The sequence below is a fragment of the Photobacterium rosenbergii genome (assembly GCF_033022775.1).
Lineage (GTDB): Bacteria > Pseudomonadota > Gammaproteobacteria > Enterobacterales > Vibrionaceae > Photobacterium > Photobacterium rosenbergii_A.
This window is the reverse complement of sequence record NZ_JAWJZI010000005.1, coordinates 372,753-390,866: the sequence shown is the minus strand read 5'-3', so window position 1 is coordinate 390,866 and position 18,114 is coordinate 372,753. Positions and strand designations below refer to the sequence as shown.

The window sequence follows — 18,114 nt, the reverse complement described above, 5'->3', positions numbered from 1 at the left end:
GGTAGCTCCTTTACTAGCGAAAACAAACTGATATCGCAAAGGTGTATCCTAACACCAATTCTAATTTCTTTTCATTCTCATCTTTCTAGTGTGGCTCGTTCTCGTATTACACGGCTTCCAGTAGCACTGTGTCTAGCGGCCTTAGTTTTGGGGCTGGGTGGCTGGACGAAGAATTTGCTCAAACAGTCGGGGCTCATCGAAGTGGCGGGTGCCGATGAAAGCGATAGCATGATGCCCTACTTGCCGCATCGCTCCCGCAGACGGAATGCCAAAAGGCCAAAGGTAGGTACTTTCCAGCCGTTCACTGCTTGGCAGCATTCCTGCTTGGTCAAAGAGACTAACTGTATGGTGCCTTTCCGTCGGGAGTTGCCGTAGCTGATTATAACTGTGGCCGACAAGAGGTAGGACTGAAAGGTCGGCTTCTAAATCACCCTCTTTTAGCCACTTAACCTGTTTAATCATATGCTCGCCATGGGATAGGGTGATAGACCAGGCAGGTATAGATTCAACAGACTCTTTTGGGGCTGTACGTTGAAATATCAAAGGCGACTCAGTGTCGGGGTTTGTATTGGCAAAAGCGAACTCTTTGCTGAAATTGAAGACCATATGGTAACAACCGCAGTGGTGGATAGAGTCGAGCAGTATAGGTCGGCCTTGATGGTCAAGGGTTAGCCGCAGCAAGACTCCGTCAAATTTACCCGCATAGGGGTCTAAGGAAGATGTCGCCGTGCGGTTGGCAAACCACAGGCTGTAGTTTAGTTGTAGATAGGTTTTGCCATATAGTTGGGTATAACTGTAGTGCAGATAGATAGCGGGCTTTGCTGCATTTACGGCTGGCTTTTGCTGACTATCCACGTAGTGTACCGTGCCCGGTTTATCATCATAAGAGATAGTTTCTACTTTAATTAATGGCGAAAAATGATGATAGAGCTGTGAAATTTGATCATCGTTTAATTGTGGCCATTGCACGGTTGATGCATCGATTGCCTCGTTGAACCATTTCGCTATTTGTGGCTGGGTTAGAGAGGGCCGTTCTCCTACTGTCCCGCTAGTTAACTGATATTGAATAGCCTCTGTTGTCGGCTTATTGAAGCCGGCCAATATCCGCTTTTTTTCCGTATTGATAGAAGATTGGGCGAGTTGGCTGCTGATAGGGTAGAGCCCAAATATACGTAGCCAAGGTTCATAGCTGTCTGGAATCGTGATTGGGCGTTCGGTAATGGCTGTCCATACGTCATTGCTGCGTTTGGCCTCGGTCACTAGCTTTTCAGCACAGCTATCCAGTGTGGCTAAATCAAACCGGTTCACTATCAGGTTGCTATATTCTGCTTGGCGCTGATGAGTAGCGAGTTGAGCCGTATAATCGAACCATTGCTCGCGGTCTAGCTGAGTGGATAATCGATTGAGTTGTGATTGGCTGAACCGATCAAAAGCAAGGAAGGGGAAAGCTTTGTGGTTAACTACCTGAGCATCATTCACTTGCTGGCGGTTTACCTCGTACTTGAAAGCTACCAAATGGTTAAAGCACCCGTGCAGATCTTGGGAATAAATATTCGAATGAGAAGTGGCACACGCACCCAATAGAATTGTAAATGTGACTAACAATAAAAAGCGCATATCCACCTAAAATTACAACTCATTGAAAGTATTAAATTATAGATGTTTTGGTCTCTAAGTGGCGGGATAAACCGAGAGGTGCTTCGAAAGTTGTGATTAGTGTTGAGTATCATCAAACTTTCATGCGGAGTTTGAGTGGAAGGGATCGATGAAAAAGTAAGTAGAGAAATAGAGAGAAAACAGGAAAAAATAGTTCCTGCTTTCCTCCAGGTATAATTACCCGTGAGTAATTAGTCCAATTGTTTGATTACGTAATCCAGCGCACCAGTAATTGCTGCAACCTGTGCAACATTACACTCTTGGTCGGTGACTTTGTCACTATCTGGGTAAACTTCCGTGGTTGTGCCATAGGTACAATCAGACAAGCCATTGCAAAGGCTTAGTTCTTTTAGCGGATAGTTGATGACGCCCTCTTGGGTAATTGGTGATCCGATGATCTTGCCGTTAGCATCTGGCGGAGCGATATGGGTGACTTTACGCACAGAGTCGATAATGGCTTTTTGTAGTTCAGGTTGTGGGTTTTCAGTATCACCCACAGTGTAGAAGCCATCAGGGATCATTTCTTCAAAATGATCTAAGCCGTCACGTGCGGCGCGAGCGCGTCGGAATTCCGTTTCATCAGAGTCTGTGGTTTCGTGCAAGTCGACATGAACAAGGATCTCTACACCAAGCTCTTTCACCATGGCCATTAGGCTAGCGGCTTCTTCCGATGGGCTGTTTTCGAAGAATGAGCGGTTTGGATCAACGGCTTGTGGGTTCCAGCGGTTGATGACTTCATAGCCCCAAGGGCTAACACAAGGCGCGATGACGATATTGAAGTGCTCAGCGTATCTTTCAGCTTCAGTATCAGCAAACATAAGCGCACCATGTACACCACTGGTTTCGTAACCATGGACACCACCGGTTACTAGTGCTGTTGGCTTATCGTTACTCCAGTTACGCGACTTAATCACCAGAAGCGGGTACTTTGTTGGATCATAGCTAAGTGCACCATATTGCGATACATCAAAACGATCACGCAGGGCGTCTATCTTCGTGACAACCTCTTCTTGGTAAGAGCGCTTAATTGTTTGCTGAGCTAGCCATTGGGCTTTTTCATCGTCGCCCCATGGCGTGCCTGGTGTTCCGATTGGGTAGTTATGTTCGCGTTTCATTCGATTGTCTTTTGTTGTGTGTGTTTGTCTTTGTTCAAACAGAATAATTGACTGTGTAAGCTGACGCAATCGTATTGATATCCGTAATATGTCTCTACGGTTGCTATTTTGTGAATGGATGTAACGGATTGCTTGGTTACTTAGTCACAAAATGTCACCAGTGTCTGAAAACACGATCAAGCTAACTTCAAACTATTCCCGTAAGTCATTATGCTGGTTGCTAAACTGATGCCCTTTAGAGGAATAATTCGTGAAGCTACATGATCCCCAACTACTGAAACAAGCCTGCTATGTGGCAGGTAACTGGGTGACTGCGATTGATGATGCCTATACCCCAGTGACCAACCCATCAACGGGCGAACTGATTGCAACAGTACCGAGTCTTGGCCGTGATGAAACTCTTTCAGCTATCCATGCAGCCGAGAAGACTCAGGGTGAGTGGGCGGCACGAACGGCGAAAGAGCGGGCAACAGTTTTGCGCCGATGGTATGAGCTGATTGTAGAAAATACCGAAGATTTGGCGACTATCCTTACGTTGGAGCAGGGCAAGCCATTGGCGGAAGCAAAGGGTGAAATCATCTATGCGGCCAGTTTTGTGGAATGGTATGCCGAAGAAGCGAAACGTGCTTATGGCGAAATCATCCCGAGCCACAAGCCGGACGCCCGGATACTGGTTTCTAAGCAGCCGATTGGAGTTGTAGGGGCAATCACGCCATGGAATTTCCCTGCGGCGATGATCACCCGCAAATGCGGACCAGCATTCGCAGCTGGATGCGCGGTTGTGCTCAAACCTGCACCGGATACTCCCCTGACTGCGCTGGCGTTGGCTGAGCTTGCAGATAGGGCAGGGATCCCTGCTGGGTTGTTTAGCGTGATCACCGGGGATGCTGTGGCGATTGGCGGTGTATTGACCGAGAGCCCAGTGGTGAAGAAGATTTCCTTTACTGGTTCTACAGGTGTAGGAAAGTTATTGATGGCGCAGTCCGCTGATACCGTGAAGAAATTGGCATTGGAGCTGGGTGGCAATGCGCCGTTTATTATCTGTGATGATGCCGATCTCGATAAAGCCATTGACGGGGTGATGGTGGCAAAATTCCGTAATGCCGGACAGACTTGTATCTGTGCTAATCGAATCTATGTCCACGACAGTGTGTATGACGAGTTTACGGCGAAATTGGTCGAAAAGGTCAAAGCTCTCAAAGTTGCGGATGGATTTGAAGAAGGAGCAAGCCTCGGGCCTCTAATTAATGCGGCAGCGGTTACTAAAGTGCAAAACCATATTGATGATGCGGTGGCAAAAGGCGCAACTCTGGCTTATGGCGAGCCGCAACCAGAAGGCACTCATTTCTTCCCGCCTCAAGTACTGACCGAAATGAACGATGACATGCTGATTGCTTCCGATGAAACATTCGGCCCAGTTGCCGCTTTATTCCGTTTCTCAGATGACGATGAGGTGATCCGCCGGGCTAATCATGTCAGCTCGGGCCTTGCCTCTTATGCCTACACGAGATCTCTGTCTCGCGCCTTTAAATTCAGTGAGTCTTTGGAGTACGGCATGGTAGGGATAAACGAAGGATTGATTTCTACCGAAGTCGCCCCTTTTGGTGGCGTAAAAGAATCAGGTTTGGGGCGTGAAGGTGCACGGCAAGGCTTAGAAGACTTTCTTGAAACCAAATACACCTTAATGGGCGGCCTATAATCGTCTTTACCCGTATTAGGTGTTTAACAATCCAAGAGAATTTCTTAAACTTGCATGCATGAAGAAACATTACTTTCCTGCTTGCAAGAAAGTAGAAATGGATAACAAGGCTCAGCCTGAGGAATAACCAATGACTAAAGCAAAAATCGGCATCGTTACTGTCAGCGACCGCGCTAGCGCAGGTGTTTACGAAGATATCTCTGGACAGGCGATTATCGATACGTTGAATGATTACCTGACTTCTGAATGGGAGCCAGTGTATGAAGTCATTCCTGATGAGCAGGATGTGATCGAAGCAACGCTGATCAAAATGGCCGACGAGCATGACTGCAGCCTGATTGTGACTACAGGCGGTACAGGACCGGCTAAGCGTGATGTGACCCCTGAAGCCACCGAAGCGGTATGTGATCGCATGATGCCTGGCTTTGGTGAGCTGATGCGTGCTGAGTCGTTGAAGTTTGTACCGACAGCTATCTTGTCCCGTCAGACAGCTGGCCTGCGCGGTGACAGCCTGATTGTTAACCTACCGGGTAAGCCTAAGTCGATCCGCGAATGTCTGGATGCGGTATTCCCGGCTATTCCTTACTGCATCGATTTGATGGAAGGTCCATACCTCGAGTGTAACGAAGAGGTAATGAAGCCTTTCCGCCCTAAGAAGAAGTAATGACTCGCTTAATTCAATATTAAGGGAATATTGGTATATAAGGCTAAGCTTTGTGCTTGGCCTTTCTTTTATCTGCTGGGCTAGGCTTATTGGGATATAACCTAGCGTGGAGGGACGATTGTGAAGTTACGTTCATTAGTAGTTGCCATAGCTTTGGCGACAACAGCTATGGCAACAACAGCAACAGCCCCGGCTTATGCTGGCTGGGATGAAATTAAAGACGCCGCGTCTAAGCTGGGTGAGGAAGTTGGCAAAGGCTCTAAAGAGGCATGGGATTCCGTATCGGACTTTTCCAAGGAAACCTGGGATTCAGTCTCAGAGTGGGGCGAGGATGCCTATAACACTGCTGGTGAATGGACCGATGCATCGATAGAGAAAAGCAAGGAATGGCTGGATGTCGCGGATGCAAAGTTGGATGAAATGCTCGAGCCAGAAACCCCTGAGGAAGCTCGGCTTGCACTGAACACCATGGCCGATACCGCACTTGTGCGTTTATTCAATGAACAGCCGTCAGCCAAATTATTGTTTGATAGCGCCTATGGCTATGCGGTGTTTGACTCCCGCAAGTTCTCATTGATGCTCCATACCAACCAAGGAGCAGGGGTGGCGGTTAACCGCCAAACTGAAAAGCACACCTACATGAAGATGTTTGGTGCCGGGCTTGCGGTGGGCCTTGGTGGCAAGTTCTATCAGCAGGTTATCTTGTTCGAAGATCAGAAAACATTTGATGGCTTTGTCACCGATGGCTGGGAAGCCACATCAGAAATGGGCGTGGTGGCAGGTACCGATAGTGCAGAGCTAACCGCTAAATACAATGGCGGGATGGCGATTTACCAGATTGGTGAAAAAGGCTTGTTGCTTGACGCTAACATATCTGGCTCAAAATACTGGGTTGATACCGATTTAACCCAGTAGCAGCGCTATACTTTCATTTAGCGTTAATATGCTTACTAAACATTCCTCAAGAGCCCAAGCAAAGCGTATTTGCTTGGGCTTATTTACAACCTCTATGCCTGAAATTGCAGTAGTGAAAGTAACCAATGCTGTGTTTTTTGGAAGCTTGTTCATAAAAATATCAATAACGCCTGATATTTTCACTTTCCTACGTTATGTTGACATTGATTTCTCGTAATCACGTTAGCATAAAACGAATCGAACAAAAGATTAGGCTAGACATGGACATCAAACGTACTTGGGGTTTTCTTTCACTACTGATCGGTAGTGTTTCTTTGATTTTTGGTTTTGTCACTATTGGCGGAATGATAGGCCAGACGCAGGTGGTCTCTGATATGACTACCTTTATTAGCGCTGGTGGAGGTGACTACCTTCACTCATTTAGCTCAGACTATGCTGCGAGCGAAGTGAAGCATAAATACCAACTTTTGCTGAGCAGCGGTATTGTGATGATGGCCATTGGTGGATTCATGATGCGCGGGCAGTGGCAACGCTACTAAGCGGAAGGTTACAAAGCGGGATATCTCAAGTTTAACTACACTACTTTCAATACCACCTTAGACTCCTGGGGTAGGGAGACCTACCTTTCTTGTGGAGGAAGAGTAATGAAAGGCTTTATCAGTGGTTTGCCCAAGGTTGAACTTCACCTTCATCTCGAAGGAACGCTTGAGCCAGAGTTAATGTTTGCTCTGGCTCAGCGAAATGGCGTCATAATTCCCTATTCTTCAATCGAGTCGTTAAAAGCTGCTTATCAGTTTCACGATCTCCAAGCTTTTCTGAACCTGTATTATCAAGGTGCCTTGGTACTGAGAACCGAGCAGGACTTCTATGACTTGACCTATGCCTATCTTGAGCGCTGTAAAGAGCAGCATATTATCCATACTGAAGTGTTTTTTGACCCGCAATTCCATACTCGGGCTGGTGTAGCCTTTGATACGGTAGCTTCAGGAATAACGCGAGCATTGCGTGATGGAGAAACTAACTTGGGGATCTCTTCAGGGCTGATCATGTGTTTCTTGCGTGATTTATCGGAAGATGACGCCATAGAGACACTCAAACAGGCGATTGCATTTAAAGATGATATTGTTGCTGTCGGACTGGATTCAGCGGAACAGGGAAACCCGCCAGAGAAGTTTGAGCGGGTGTTTGCCATGGCGAGAAATACCGGTTTCAAAACCGTAGCCCACGCTGGTGAAGAAGGACCTTCGGAATATATCTGGGGAGCGATCAAAGTGCTTAAAGTGGATCGCATTGATCATGGGGTGAGATGCACGGATGATCCAAAACTGGTGGCTTATTTGGCTGAACACCAGATCCCTCTGACAGTCTGCCCGCTATCTAACGTGAAGCTTAATGCCTTTGAGGATCTGTCGAAGCACAATATTGTTGAGTTGTTCAAACAAGGCGTATTGGTGACCATTAACTCAGATGATCCCGCATATTTCGGTGGTTATCTCAATGACAATTATTTAGCGGTTGCAGAGACTTTTGAACTTTCCAAGCAGGATGTTGCGTTATTGAGTGACAATGGCATCAAGGCAAGCTTTTTGAGTGATGAGAAGAAGCGGGTGCTACAAAACAAACTGGCGCATTACTTAGATATTCAGTTTCGGCCGATCATTTAAAAAAAACGCCTATCAAGTCCATGATAGGCGTAGCAATAAATCGATTAAGGAACAACATATTTGAAGTGTGATAATCATACGATCTGGGCAAAAACCGTGCAACGATCAGTGATGTAAAAGTTGTATGCTGTTTTGTTAAATCTCTTTATGTTTAGATAGTTAGCCTAGACTAAACATTCAAATTATTTTTTATGAATAGCGCGTACTGTCAATAACCTTTACTTTTCAATGGTTAATGTTGGATGTTGAATTAAAATTCGTAACCATAATGTCGCTATGTGAGCTAAGTGACTTATTTGAAAAATGATTTTACTGCGTTTTGTAATGTTAACAACAAGCTAGCTTTGGGCTTCATTCTGTGAGCCTGATCAACACCTATGTAATAGGATTGCATGAATTGCTGGCGTAACAGCTCTGCTTTGGCGTTGTCACAAGTATTACTATTGCTAGCTAGCTGTTGGCTAATTACGGTGGCGTGATCATTGGCGTAGCTGAAATCAATGCCATTGAATCCTTGGCATAGGAACCAAATCATTGCGACTGCTTTGATTTCTAACGCATTCATAGTGTGAAACTTTTTAGCGTGCTGCTCGCCGACATGCTGCTGGAACAACGTATTCATTTCACTGATTTTGCTTTGTGTGGATTGAAACTCATCCAAGACTTGTTGGAACGAGTGAGTGAATAGCCCAAGGGCTAGATCTTGCTGTGGCTTGTCCGCTTTTTGCTGGCAAACATTAAGGAAAAAATCAGATCTGAAGTCAACGAAACACACGGCGAAATCGCGCTCGGCTTCACTAAATGGCAATTGCTCAAAGCCAAATTCATTCAATAGTTGTTTTAATGGTTTCATACTGGGCTACGGGTAAGGTGCAGTTGAGCCAGTATACAAAATTAGAGCTCACTTTCTAAATCATTCATTTACTATAAATCAGGTAATTCCAATCAAACAGAGGGATAGGTTATGTCAGGCTTTTACGAGCTTTCAGCTAATAAAATCAACGGGGACACTGTTGATATGAGCGAGTTCGAAGGGAAGGTGGTCTTGGTGGTCAATACCGCCAGTGAGTGTGGCTTTACACCCCAGTATAAAGGGTTGCAGGCACTATTTGATAAGTACCATGAGAGGGGGTTAGTGATCCTTGGTTTCCCGTGTAATCAGTTTGGCGGGCAAGAACCTGGTGAAAACAATGAAATTGAGCAGGTATGCCAACTTAATTATGGCGTAAGCTTCCCAATGTTTGAGAAAGTTGATGTCAATGGTCCTGATAGCCATGAAGTATTCAAATACCTGACTAGCGCACTTCCGGGTTTGATGGGCAAGAAAATCAAATGGAACTTTACCAAGTTTCTGATTGGCCGTGACGGCAAGCCGGTTAAGCGTTTTGCCCCAACCAAAACACCAGAGGCGATTGAAAAAGATATTGTTCGCGCCCTTAATCGCTAGGCAGTAAAGTGTGTTAGCCCATGCCGTGGTGTGGGCTAGCTATAGTGAGTAGGCTCAATCCGATGGCTCTTGATAGAGGGTGTAGTAGATATCTAGGTTTTTAGGCTGCCTGAACTGAATGAGTTGCTCCACGGTCATTTCTTTCGCTTTTAAATGGTAATCCCCGTAGATATCAATTAATTCTTCAATGGCCTGGTAGCGGCCGCTTTTCTTCTTTTGCTCAGTTAGGTAATGCTTGAAAAACTCTAACTGGACAGAAGAGTCATTGAAGCTTCCAAGTTTATCCTGCAGTACTTTTAGTTGTGCTAGTTGTTTTTTGGTATCACTGGCTGATAAAACTGGGGTGAAATATTCCAACAGATATCGAAACTTCTTACAGTCGACTCTAAGCTGGTGGATGATGGCGTCATCAGTATTACCATCAATGTTGTGGCACTGACTTTCTATCTGCTTGAATTGATGCCATAACATGCTGTGAGCCGTGGCTTTACACTCTAATTGGCCCTCTGAGGTCGGGTTATCACGCATACTATCGAGTTGGGTGAGCACTTGCTTACAGGCCGATTTATATTCACCAGATTTTAACCACCCTTTTAGTATCTTCAGTGACTTCCTGCGTTGTGACTGAATATCGTCGAAGAAGCGGATCAATCCTTTATGGTGTTGATGTTCAAGCAGGGAAAAGTATTGTTCCATATTGATGAGGAACACATCGAGATCTCGCATCAAATTTGTGTGTTGCATCAGTTGCCTTAGCGTGTCTTTTAAGATGTCTTTTTCTTGTCGGTGGAAGAGCGGCTTAAGTAGGCTGATTAGCGAGCGGCTTCTTCTCAGGGCTACGCGGTATTGGTGGATAAACTCCTCGTGATCATCGCGGATGATACCGAGCTCGTGCCTTCTAGCGTGATCAAATTCATTAACGAGGAAATGGTAGGTGGGGAGGTAAATCTCTACGTTCGGTGTCAGCAGAACCGCTGGTTTTTTTCGTTTTGGTAGCTTTAGCTGGTCCCGCTTAGTGACTGTCATAACTTACCTCCTTTCTTTATTAAATGTAGTGCTAATTTTCTTTATTTGGCGGTGAGACAACGAAAATCTCACTGAGAAATAAGAGGAAAATGATTTTTGTGATAGCTCGCCCAATAGCCGCTGTTGGTATGTGTATCAGGTTGGCAATTTGGCTTTACGTCGTATGTTTACAATTTTGCAACATGGTTTGCAGCACGAATTTCTCATCCAAACAGAGAACTGCTAATTCTTTAGTAAAGGTCTGTTGACCGCATGTTAGTGGCTGAAAAGGATGATGAAGATGATTGAAAACCCACTAGGGACGGACGGCTTTGAGTTTGTGGAATATACCGCCCCAACACCTGAAGGGATCGCGAACCTCAAGCAGCTCTTTCACGATATGGGGTTTGCTGAAATCGCCAAACACAAGCACAAGTCCGTATGGCTATACCGCCAAGGAGATGTCAATTTTATCGTCAATGGAGAGCTTCACTCCCAAGCGTCTGGCTTTGCTGGCGTGCATGGTGCGAGCGTGAATGCGATGGCATTTCGGGTCGCCGATTCAGCCAAGGCGCTGGATTATGCTGTTGAGAAAGGTGCTACGGCTTGTCCAGCTCAGGCGGGACCGATGGAGCTCAATATCCCTGCGATCTATGGTATAGGCGAATCGCTGATTTACCTTGTCGACCGCTATGGCGACAGCAATATCTATGATATTGACTTCGATTTTTATCCTGATTATCAAGTGCGAATGAAAGAGCTTGATGCTGGTTTACACGTTATTGATCACCTGACTCACAACGTGAAGCAGGGCAATATGGATTTATGGGCCAGCTTCTACGAACGTATAGCTAACTTCCGGGAGATCAGGCATTTCGATATTAAGGGTAAAATGACAGGCTTGTTGTCTCGGGCGATGACTGCACCTTGCGGCAAGATCCGCATTCCGATCAATGAGTCTAGCGATGACAAGTCGCAGATAGCCGAGTACCTCGATCAATACAATGGCGAAGGGATCCAGCATATCGCCATGAGCACCGATGATATTTTTGCCACCGTATCGAAACTCAAATCAGGCGGTCTGATCTTTATGGATACGCCAGATACCTATTACGAAGGGATCAACAAGCGCGTTCCTGGCCACCATGAAGATGTGGCCAAACTCCGTGATCTTAAGATCCTGATAGACGGTGATGAGACCGGCATATTATTGCAGATCTTCACTGATACCGTTATCGGCCCCGTGTTTTTCGAGATCATTCAACGCAAAGGTAATGAAGGCTTTGGTGAAGGTAACTTCCAGGCGCTGTTTGAATCTATCGAGCTTGATCAGATCCGAAGGGGAGTACTTAAAGCTGATACCTAATTAACTTCTATTAATTCCGCACTATCCCGTTTGGCCAGTTCTCACTGGCCTTTTTTGTCTCTGTAATATGTAAAGAGTTGACTATTTAGAACACCATCAGCCATTCAATGGCTCGAAAAGATGTGAGTTGCAGCACGTTATATAGACTAAATATACGAAAATAATTCACCATGTATTACACCTGTATTACTGTATGCATGTTTAATACATGTTGGGATTGGTTATGGCAAACTACAGCAAGATTGCGGATCAGCTTATTCAGGTGATCGGCGAAGACAACATCGAGTCGATTGCCCATTGCGCGACACGACTACGGATCATCGTTAAAAATAAAGATCTTATCGATGACAAGAAAATTTCTGATATTGATCTGGTGAAAGGGCAGTTCTTCACATCGGGTCAGTACCAGGTGATCTTTGGCACAGGTATCGTCAACAAGGTTTACGATCAGCTGGCCGACAAAGGCTTTGCAGCAAAATCAGCTAGTGAAGTGAAACAGGAAGCTATTCAGCGAGAGCCTGCACACAAACGTGCTATGCGTTTTTTCTCCGATGTTTTTGTGCCGCTCCTGCCTGCTATTATTGCAACCGGTGTCGGTTTGGGTTTGAAGTCAGTCCTACTTAACCCGGCTATTTTGGCAATGATGGGTTTAACGCCAGAGAGCGTGCCTCAGCCTTTAACCGCATTTTTGGCCGCAGTAACTGAAACCGCCTTTGTGTTCTTACCCGCTTTGGTTTGTTGGTCGGCATACCGAGTTGCTGGCGGTTCGCCATCTTTGGGTATCCTGCTGGGCTTGATGCTAATTTCCCCTGCTTTCCCTAATGCATGGGAAGTGGCGCTGAATCCAGATGTAAATGCCATCATGCTATTTGATGTTATCGCGTGGCAAGGCTACCAGGGCTCTGTATTGCCATCACTGGTTGTAGGCTTGATGGGCGCGAAAATCGAGAAGCGCTTGAACAAGGTAGTACCGGATGTATTACAGCTGATCCTTGTCCCTATCTTGTCAGTGTCTATCACTCTGTTCCTGGCATTGAGCGTACTGGGTCCTGCACTTCAGGTTGTAGAGCAGGGTATTGGTTTTGTATTGACGGGCCTTGCTGATATCCCATTTGGTATCGGTGGCTTTATCTATGGTCTGTTCCTGCAAGCGATTGTAGTTACCGGTATGCACCACATCATTACTATGTTTGAAGTCATGCTGGTTAGCCAGACCGGTATGAACCCAATTATTGCGCTAGGTATGCCTTCAATGGCGGCGCAAGGTGCAGCTGCTTTGGCACTAGCTTACCGTTCACGTAACAAGAAGATCCGTGCGGCAGGTATTCCGGCGGGTGCCACGGTTTATCTGGGTATTACAGAGCCAGCTATTTTCGGTATGAACCTTCGTTTTGGTATTCGTCCTTTCGTCGTGGCTTCGATTGTCGGTGGCTTCGGTGGTATGGCTGCGGCGCTACTGGAGCTGGCGGCTCAGGGCAATGGTATCAGTATGCTACCGGGCATCTTGTTCTACACCTATGATATGCACCAGTTCGTATCTTATGCTGCGCTGATGCTAATTACCTCTGTGGTTGCCTTCGTTGCAGTTTGCTTGTGGGGTATTCCGAAGAAAATGCTGGAAGATTACCCTGCGGATGTTGAAAGAAAATCTTCTAGAAATAAGCCTTCAACAAAGAAGTCAGTAACAGAAAGTAATGTGGAAACAGCGTAATGATTGATAAGTCGAATCGATTCCGAGCGCTAGGGACAGCTAAACCCGGAGAACTAGAAAACCTACGCCAGCAGATGTTGGCGCAGGATACGGATTATCTGCCTGCTTACCACATTGCACCGAAAACAGGTCACTTGAATGATCCGAACGGTATGGTATTTGATGGTGAAAAGTACCACCTTTTTTACCAGTGGTTCCCGTTTGGTCCGTTTCATGGCATGAAGCATTGGAAGTATCTCATCACCAAAGACTTCATCCACTTTGAAGAAGGGGATGTGCTGGCGCCAGAAAATGAGTTTGAAACCCATGGGATCTATTCTGGCGGCGCAATCTGTATTGATGGTTTCATCTACTGCTTCTACAGCGGTAATGTGATGAATGAAGATGGCGAGACATTCTCACAGAACCAGAATGTTGCTAAGTACTCCACCGATGGCAAGCTACTTGATAGATGGAATATTGTGCCTGAAGCGCCTACTGGGTATACCGGTAACTTCCGTGACCCAAGCCCATTTATCAACGAAGAGGGCGAGTTGATGTTCGTGGTGGGCGCACAGCGTGAAGGCGAAACCGGTGCCACACTATTGTATAAAATGACATCCTTGACCCAAGCGGAACTCGTTGGAGAGGTTAGTTACGGTGGGAAGTCGGATCTTGCCCAGCAAGCTGATGTATACATGCATGAATGCCCGGATATCAGTCATTCCAATGGCAAAGACTTGTTTATCCTCTCGCCAATGGGCTTGAAACCACAGGCAGAGCGCTACAACAATATCTTCAGTACCCAACTGATGATTGGCCAATACCAGAGGGGTGAAATGCACGCCGAGCAGGTGATTGAACTCGACAAAGGGTTTGATTTCTATGCGCCACAAACGTTTACCGATAGTGAGCGAAATATCATGCTGGCTTGGTGCGGCAATGGCTCATTGAGCATTCCGACGGAACTACTGGGTTGGAAATTCATGCTTACCATGCCGCGTGAGTTGGTGATGGAAGGCAGTAAACTGATACAGCGTCCATTAGCGGAGTTTAATCAACTCAAGCAGCCTTTGGTGACATTGGAACAGCCTGGTCGCTATGACATTGATGGTAATCTCAGCCAATCTTACATTACAGTTGATGTCATTGCTGACCAAGCATTTAGCCTGACTTTGTTTGAAGATTCTCAATACAAACTCATTCTGACTTATCAAGACGGAAGCCTATTGCTTGATCGTAGCCAGACCATTGAAACCGATGATATGAAGCGTTTTGGCTCAGAGCGGACAGTGAAGTTGGAAAGCTTGCAGCAGTTGGAAATCTTTATCGATAACTCAGTGATTGAGATTTTCATCAATGGTGGTGAAGAGGTGATGACATCTCGGTTCTTTATTCCTAACCGGAGCCATAACATGGCGTTTGATGGTGCTGCTCAAGTGAGCATTTCTGAAATGTCAGCTATTTCGCTGTACTAAGGCTTCTCCCGAGCCTTTGTACCCTAATAAAACGTTACTCGTGTTGGGGGTAACGTTTTGGGCGCCCCTTCCATCTTTCGGGGCGCCTTTTCTTTATCTATTACTTTTCTTTATCTATTAATTGGCTTGTTTATTTGTCACCGATACTATTCGTTATAAGCAACAAGTTCGAAGTCGTACTCGCTGGTTTTGAAATAAACCGTTGATAGCTCAAAGAGCTGGCCGTCTTTGAGGTATGAAAGCGATTCGTTGATCAAAATAGGTGTCAAAGGATCAATGTCGAAATACCCTTGAATACGTTTTTCTGGCAATGCGGGCTTTAGCTTTTGGGTGATCTGGCCAATGCTATAACCATTCGCTTCTAGATAGGCGAACTTGGAGCCTGCCATATCTTGCTCGGTCATTTCCGGGAGATAGCTGACCGGGATATAAAAGGTTTCGAAAGACGCGACACGGTTGTCCAGTAGGCGTTGACGCGAGCAGCAATAGACTGGTGAGTTTTCAGCGATCTGTAGTTTCTGGGCAACGGCAGCTGGCGCATCGATAACGGCAAAATCAATCACTTTATTACTGACTTTCTGGCCGCCTAACTGGCTTTCTTCTGTTAAACCCACCACATTGACAAAGCTGTGCTTGAGTTTCTGCTGGGCAATAAAAGTCCCTTTACCTTTTTCGCTGTATGTCAGCCCTTCATCATTCAGGATCTGAATTGCTTTACGGACGGTTACGCGGCTGACATTGAAATCTTCCACCAGTTGCTTTTCTGAAGGCAATATCGAACCCGGCTTGAAGTTACCGCGTTCAATTTCTTGTTTAATAAAGTCTGCAATTTGCACATAGAGCGGCAGTGATTGTTTCTGCGCAATGTAATTGGTCATCATCCCTCCTGGTGAACCCCCAAATTATACCTGACAGATAAAGGGATATCAGCTAGAGAGACTACCCCTTTTGGGGTGGGAACGCAGGTGTGCTTTATGTTTATAGGCAAGTGGTTAGATATGGCTTTCCGCCATCCTCAACTGAAAGTGAGTTACAAAACGCAACAGTGGAACGGCTGATAAGTTGAAGGTGCCATTTATTGGCTGTGTTAATGTGATCTTTGTCACCATCAAGATCGACTCAATAGTGATAAATTGCTCTTTATGTGATCTCTATCACCAACTGATTAACAAGTGTCCTGACTGGTTTTGTGATATTGATCGTTTGTTTTCCATTGACAAATTTATTTTGTGTTGTTTGTAGCAAAATTTCATTGCGGATTTGCAATAAAGATCACGGAGAAAAAGGTTTTGAGGGGCGTTTCGGGGATGTGGCTCACAAAAAACCCGTCATCAGATCGGTTTAAAAATTCTGTGTTAGATTAATTGGGTACTAAGCAATTGGACGGTTTTGGCGAACCGTACCTAACACAAAATCTATAACTGAACATCAGACGGGGAATCGATATGATATCACCAGATGCAAAGATCAAGATACAAAATTTTGGTCGTTTCTTATCTAACATGGTGATGCCTAACATTGGCGCATTCATCGCGTGGGGCTTCATCACTGCACTTTTCATTCCAACGGGTTGGTTCCCGAATGAAGAACTGGCTAAGTTGGTTGGTCCAATGATCACTTACTTGCTGCCGCTACTCATCGGTTATACCGGTGGTAAATTGGTCGGTGGTGATCGCGGTGCCGTAGTCGGTGCCATTACAACCATCGGTGTGATTGTCGGTACCGATATCCCGATGTTCATGGGTGCCATGATGGTGGGGCCACTGGGCGGCTGGGCAATCAAGCGCTTCGATCGCTGGGTTGACGGCAAAGTGAAGAGCGGTTTCGAGATGTTGGTGAACAATTTCTCTGCCGGTATCCTTGGTATGCTATGTGCCATCCTTGCCTTCTACATGATTGGTCCATTCGTGAAGGTATTGTCATCAGCATTGGCTGGTGGGGTAAACATGCTGGTAAGCGCTGGCCTGCTTCCTCTGACGTCAATTTTTGTCGAGCCAGCAAAGATCCTGTTCCTCAACAATGCCATTAACCACGGTATCTTCTCTCCTCTGGGTATCCAGCAGGCAAACGAGATGGGTCAGTCAATCTTCTTCCTGATTGAAGCAAACCCAGGTCCTGGCCTAGGTATCCTTCTGGCTTACATGGTGTTCGGTCGCGGTACGGCTAAACAAACGGCTGGCGGTGCATCTATCATCCACTTCTTCGGTGGTATCCACGAGATTTACTTCCCTTACATCCTGATGAACCCACGCCTTATCCTGGCAGTTATCGCAGGTGGTATGGCGGGTGTGTTCACCCTGACAGTTTTCGATGCAGGCATTGTGTCTCCTGCGTCACCGGGTTCTATCTTCGCAATCTTGCTAATGACACCTAAAGCATCATTTGTTGGAGTCATCCTTTCAGTTATCGCTGCAACGTCCGTCTCTTTCTGTGTCGCAGCACTACTGATGAAAACGCAGAAAGTGACAGATGAAGAAGGCGACGACCTTGCAGAAGCAACGAGCAAGATGAAAGGCATGAAAGCTTCTTCAAAAGGGTCTAAAGGTTCTCCAGCAACAGTACTTGCTCAATCAGAATTCAATCTAGCCAATGTGCGCAACATCATCGTCGCTTGTGATGCTGGTATGGGCTCCAGTGCGATGGGTGCCAGTCTGCTTCGTAAGAAAGTTCAGGAAGCTGGCCTAAATATCAGTGTGACCAACTGTGCTATCAATAGCTTGCCGCAAGAGGTGGATATCGTGATTACTCATAAAGATTTGACTGACCGTGCTCGTAAGCATGCCGCTAATGCCCAGCACCTTTCGCTAACTAACTTCCTTGATAGCCAGGTGTACAACGACCTAGTAACCAGCATTGTAGCTGCAGGCAGCCCAGAAGCGGCTAACGATGATGAGATGGTTAATGGAGAGATGGTAAAAGTGTCTCCAATTGCAGCCAACGATGACAGCTTTGAAGAGCAACCAGCGCAGGTATTCCAGATTCAAGCTGAGAATATCCACCTTGGCCTGAAAGCGAATAGCAAAGAAGAAGCTATCCGTTATGCCGGTGAGCAGCTAGTTAAGCTTGGCTACGCACAAGATGAATATGTTGATGCCATGTTCGAGCGTGAAAAATTGGTTCCGACTTACCTTGGCGAATCTATCGCAGTACCTCACGGTACCGTGGAAGCCAAAGACAAGGTAATGAAAACCGGCATCATCATCTGCCAATACCAAGACGGTGTGCAGTTTACAGAAGACGAGGACGATGTCGCGAAACTGGTCATCGGTATCGCAGCCAAAAATGATGAACACATTCAGGTAATTACTACCATCACCAATGCACTTGATGATCCAGAGGCGATTGAGCGCTTGACCACGACCAGTGATGTCAACGAAGTGCTAGAAATCCTAGCCGGCGAGAAAGCCGCTTAATC

General features: G+C 46.1%; 15 protein-coding genes. 10 read left to right on the top strand and 5 right to left on the bottom strand.

Translation table 11 applies throughout. From position 1 onward, the window contains the following. Positions 1 to 141: 141 nt before the first annotated feature. Together R2X38_RS15305 and R2X38_RS15300 are read right to left on the bottom strand one after the other, a co-directional pair. Positions 142 to 1,515, bottom strand: a complete 1,374-nt coding sequence (locus tag R2X38_RS15305; RefSeq protein ID WP_317523167.1) for a hypothetical protein — start codon at positions 1,513 to 1,515, stop codon at positions 142 to 144. Positions 1,516 to 1,847: 332 nt separating this feature from the next. Next, complete coding sequence (locus R2X38_RS15300) at positions 1,848 to 2,771, bottom strand: M14 family metallocarboxypeptidase (RefSeq protein ID WP_317523166.1); 924 nt, start codon at positions 2,769 to 2,771, stop codon at positions 1,848 to 1,850. Between the two features lie 250 nt (positions 2,772 to 3,021). Here R2X38_RS15300 and R2X38_RS15295 point away from each other — a divergent pair, with 250 nt between their 5' ends. The 5 genes from R2X38_RS15295 (at position 3,022) to R2X38_RS15275 (ending at position 7,713) form a co-directional block, all read left to right on the top strand. Further along, on the top strand, positions 3,022 to 4,470 hold the full coding sequence (locus tag R2X38_RS15295) for an NAD-dependent succinate-semialdehyde dehydrogenase (protein WP_317523165.1): 1,449 nt from the start codon (positions 3,022 to 3,024) through the stop codon (positions 4,468 to 4,470). Positions 4,471 to 4,600: 130 nt separating this feature from the next. Next, positions 4,601 to 5,134: a molybdopterin adenylyltransferase gene (gene mog, locus R2X38_RS15290; RefSeq protein WP_317523164.1), complete on the top strand. Its 534-nt coding sequence runs from the start codon at positions 4,601 to 4,603 to the stop codon at positions 5,132 to 5,134. A gap of 168 nt (positions 5,135 to 5,302) precedes the next feature. Then, positions 5,303 to 6,049 (top strand): beta cell expansion factor BefA, encoded by a 747-nt coding sequence (gene befA / locus R2X38_RS15285; RefSeq protein ID WP_317523267.1) that lies wholly within the window; start codon positions 5,303 to 5,305, stop codon positions 6,047 to 6,049. Positions 6,050 to 6,309: 260 nt separating this feature from the next. Then, positions 6,310 to 6,588, top strand: coding sequence for a hypothetical protein (locus tag R2X38_RS15280; protein WP_317523163.1), 279 nt, complete (start codon positions 6,310 to 6,312; stop codon positions 6,586 to 6,588). Between the two features lie 105 nt (positions 6,589 to 6,693). Continuing rightward, positions 6,694 to 7,713 (top strand): adenosine deaminase, encoded by a 1,020-nt coding sequence (locus R2X38_RS15275; RefSeq protein ID WP_317523162.1) that lies wholly within the window; start codon positions 6,694 to 6,696, stop codon positions 7,711 to 7,713. Positions 7,714 to 8,005: 292 nt separating this feature from the next. Here the strand turns inward: R2X38_RS15275 and R2X38_RS15270 are convergent, their stop codons facing one another. Beyond that, complete coding sequence (locus R2X38_RS15270) at positions 8,006 to 8,566, bottom strand: hypothetical protein (RefSeq protein ID WP_317523161.1); 561 nt, start codon at positions 8,564 to 8,566, stop codon at positions 8,006 to 8,008. Between the two features lie 111 nt (positions 8,567 to 8,677). Here R2X38_RS15270 and R2X38_RS15265 point away from each other — a divergent pair, with 111 nt between their 5' ends. Continuing rightward, positions 8,678 to 9,160 carry a glutathione peroxidase gene (locus tag R2X38_RS15265; protein ID WP_317523160.1) on the top strand — a complete coding sequence of 161 codons (483 nt, stop codon included), beginning with the start codon at positions 8,678 to 8,680 and terminating at the stop codon, positions 9,158 to 9,160. A gap of 54 nt (positions 9,161 to 9,214) precedes the next feature. Here R2X38_RS15265 and R2X38_RS15260 read toward each other — a convergent pair whose 3' ends face one another. Beyond that, a complete protein-coding gene (locus tag R2X38_RS15260) occupies positions 9,215 to 10,186 on the bottom strand; it encodes a CHAD domain-containing protein (protein ID WP_317523159.1) in 972 nt (323 codons plus the stop codon). A gap of 274 nt (positions 10,187 to 10,460) precedes the next feature. On the opposite strand from R2X38_RS15260, the gene hppD reads away from it, so the two are divergent. From hppD to R2X38_RS15245, 3 genes are all read left to right on the top strand, one after another. Then, complete coding sequence (gene hppD / locus R2X38_RS15255) at positions 10,461 to 11,531, top strand: 4-hydroxyphenylpyruvate dioxygenase (RefSeq protein ID WP_317523265.1); 1,071 nt, start codon at positions 10,461 to 10,463, stop codon at positions 11,529 to 11,531. A 223-nt stretch (positions 11,532 to 11,754) separates the two neighbouring features. Next, positions 11,755 to 13,242, top strand: coding sequence for a PTS transporter subunit EIIC (locus R2X38_RS15250; protein WP_317523158.1), 1,488 nt, complete (start codon positions 11,755 to 11,757; stop codon positions 13,240 to 13,242). Next, a complete protein-coding gene (locus R2X38_RS15245) occupies positions 13,242 to 14,699 on the top strand; it encodes a sucrose-6-phosphate hydrolase (protein WP_317523157.1) in 1,458 nt (485 codons plus the stop codon). The genes R2X38_RS15250 and R2X38_RS15245 overlap by 1 nt, the downstream gene beginning before the upstream one ends. Before the next feature lie 146 nt (positions 14,700 to 14,845). On the opposite strand, the gene R2X38_RS15240 is transcribed toward R2X38_RS15245, so the two are convergent. Beyond that, positions 14,846 to 15,577 carry a GntR family transcriptional regulator gene (locus R2X38_RS15240; protein WP_317523155.1) on the bottom strand — a complete coding sequence of 244 codons (732 nt, stop codon included), beginning with the start codon at positions 15,575 to 15,577 and terminating at the stop codon, positions 14,846 to 14,848. A gap of 567 nt (positions 15,578 to 16,144) precedes the next feature. Here R2X38_RS15240 and R2X38_RS15235 point away from each other — a divergent pair. Then, complete coding sequence (locus R2X38_RS15235) at positions 16,145 to 18,112, top strand: PTS mannitol transporter subunit IICBA (protein WP_317523154.1); 1,968 nt, start codon at positions 16,145 to 16,147, stop codon at positions 18,110 to 18,112. Positions 18,113 to 18,114 lie beyond the last annotated feature (2 nt).

Bases quoted from the DNA above. Each gene is read 5' to 3' on its own strand.
- R2X38_RS15300 (WP_317523166.1), bottom strand. From the start codon at position 2,771: ATGAAACGCGAACATAACTACCCAATCGGAACACCAGGCACGCCATGG.
- mog (WP_317523164.1), top strand. From the start codon at position 4,601: ATGACTAAAGCAAAAATCGGCATCGTTACTGTCAGCGACCGCGCTAGC.
- befA (WP_317523267.1), top strand. From the start codon at position 5,303: ATGGCAACAACAGCAACAGCCCCGGCTTATGCTGGCTGGGATGAAATT.
- R2X38_RS15280 (WP_317523163.1), top strand. From the start codon at position 6,310: ATGGACATCAAACGTACTTGGGGTTTTCTTTCACTACTGATCGGTAGT.
- R2X38_RS15275 (WP_317523162.1), top strand. From the start codon at position 6,694: ATGAAAGGCTTTATCAGTGGTTTGCCCAAGGTTGAACTTCACCTTCAT.
- R2X38_RS15270 (WP_317523161.1), bottom strand. From the start codon at position 8,566: ATGAAACCATTAAAACAACTATTGAATGAATTTGGCTTTGAGCAATTG.
- R2X38_RS15265 (WP_317523160.1), top strand. From the start codon at position 8,678: ATGTCAGGCTTTTACGAGCTTTCAGCTAATAAAATCAACGGGGACACT.
- R2X38_RS15260 (WP_317523159.1), bottom strand. From the start codon at position 10,186: ATGACAGTCACTAAGCGGGACCAGCTAAAGCTACCAAAACGAAAAAAA.
- hppD (WP_317523265.1), top strand. From the start codon at position 10,461: ATGAAGATGATTGAAAACCCACTAGGGACGGACGGCTTTGAGTTTGTG.
- R2X38_RS15250 (WP_317523158.1), top strand. From the start codon at position 11,755: ATGGCAAACTACAGCAAGATTGCGGATCAGCTTATTCAGGTGATCGGC.
- R2X38_RS15245 (WP_317523157.1), top strand. From the start codon at position 13,242: ATGATTGATAAGTCGAATCGATTCCGAGCGCTAGGGACAGCTAAACCC.
- R2X38_RS15240 (WP_317523155.1), bottom strand. From the start codon at position 15,577: ATGACCAATTACATTGCGCAGAAACAATCACTGCCGCTCTATGTGCAA.
- R2X38_RS15235 (WP_317523154.1), top strand. From the start codon at position 16,145: ATGATATCACCAGATGCAAAGATCAAGATACAAAATTTTGGTCGTTTC.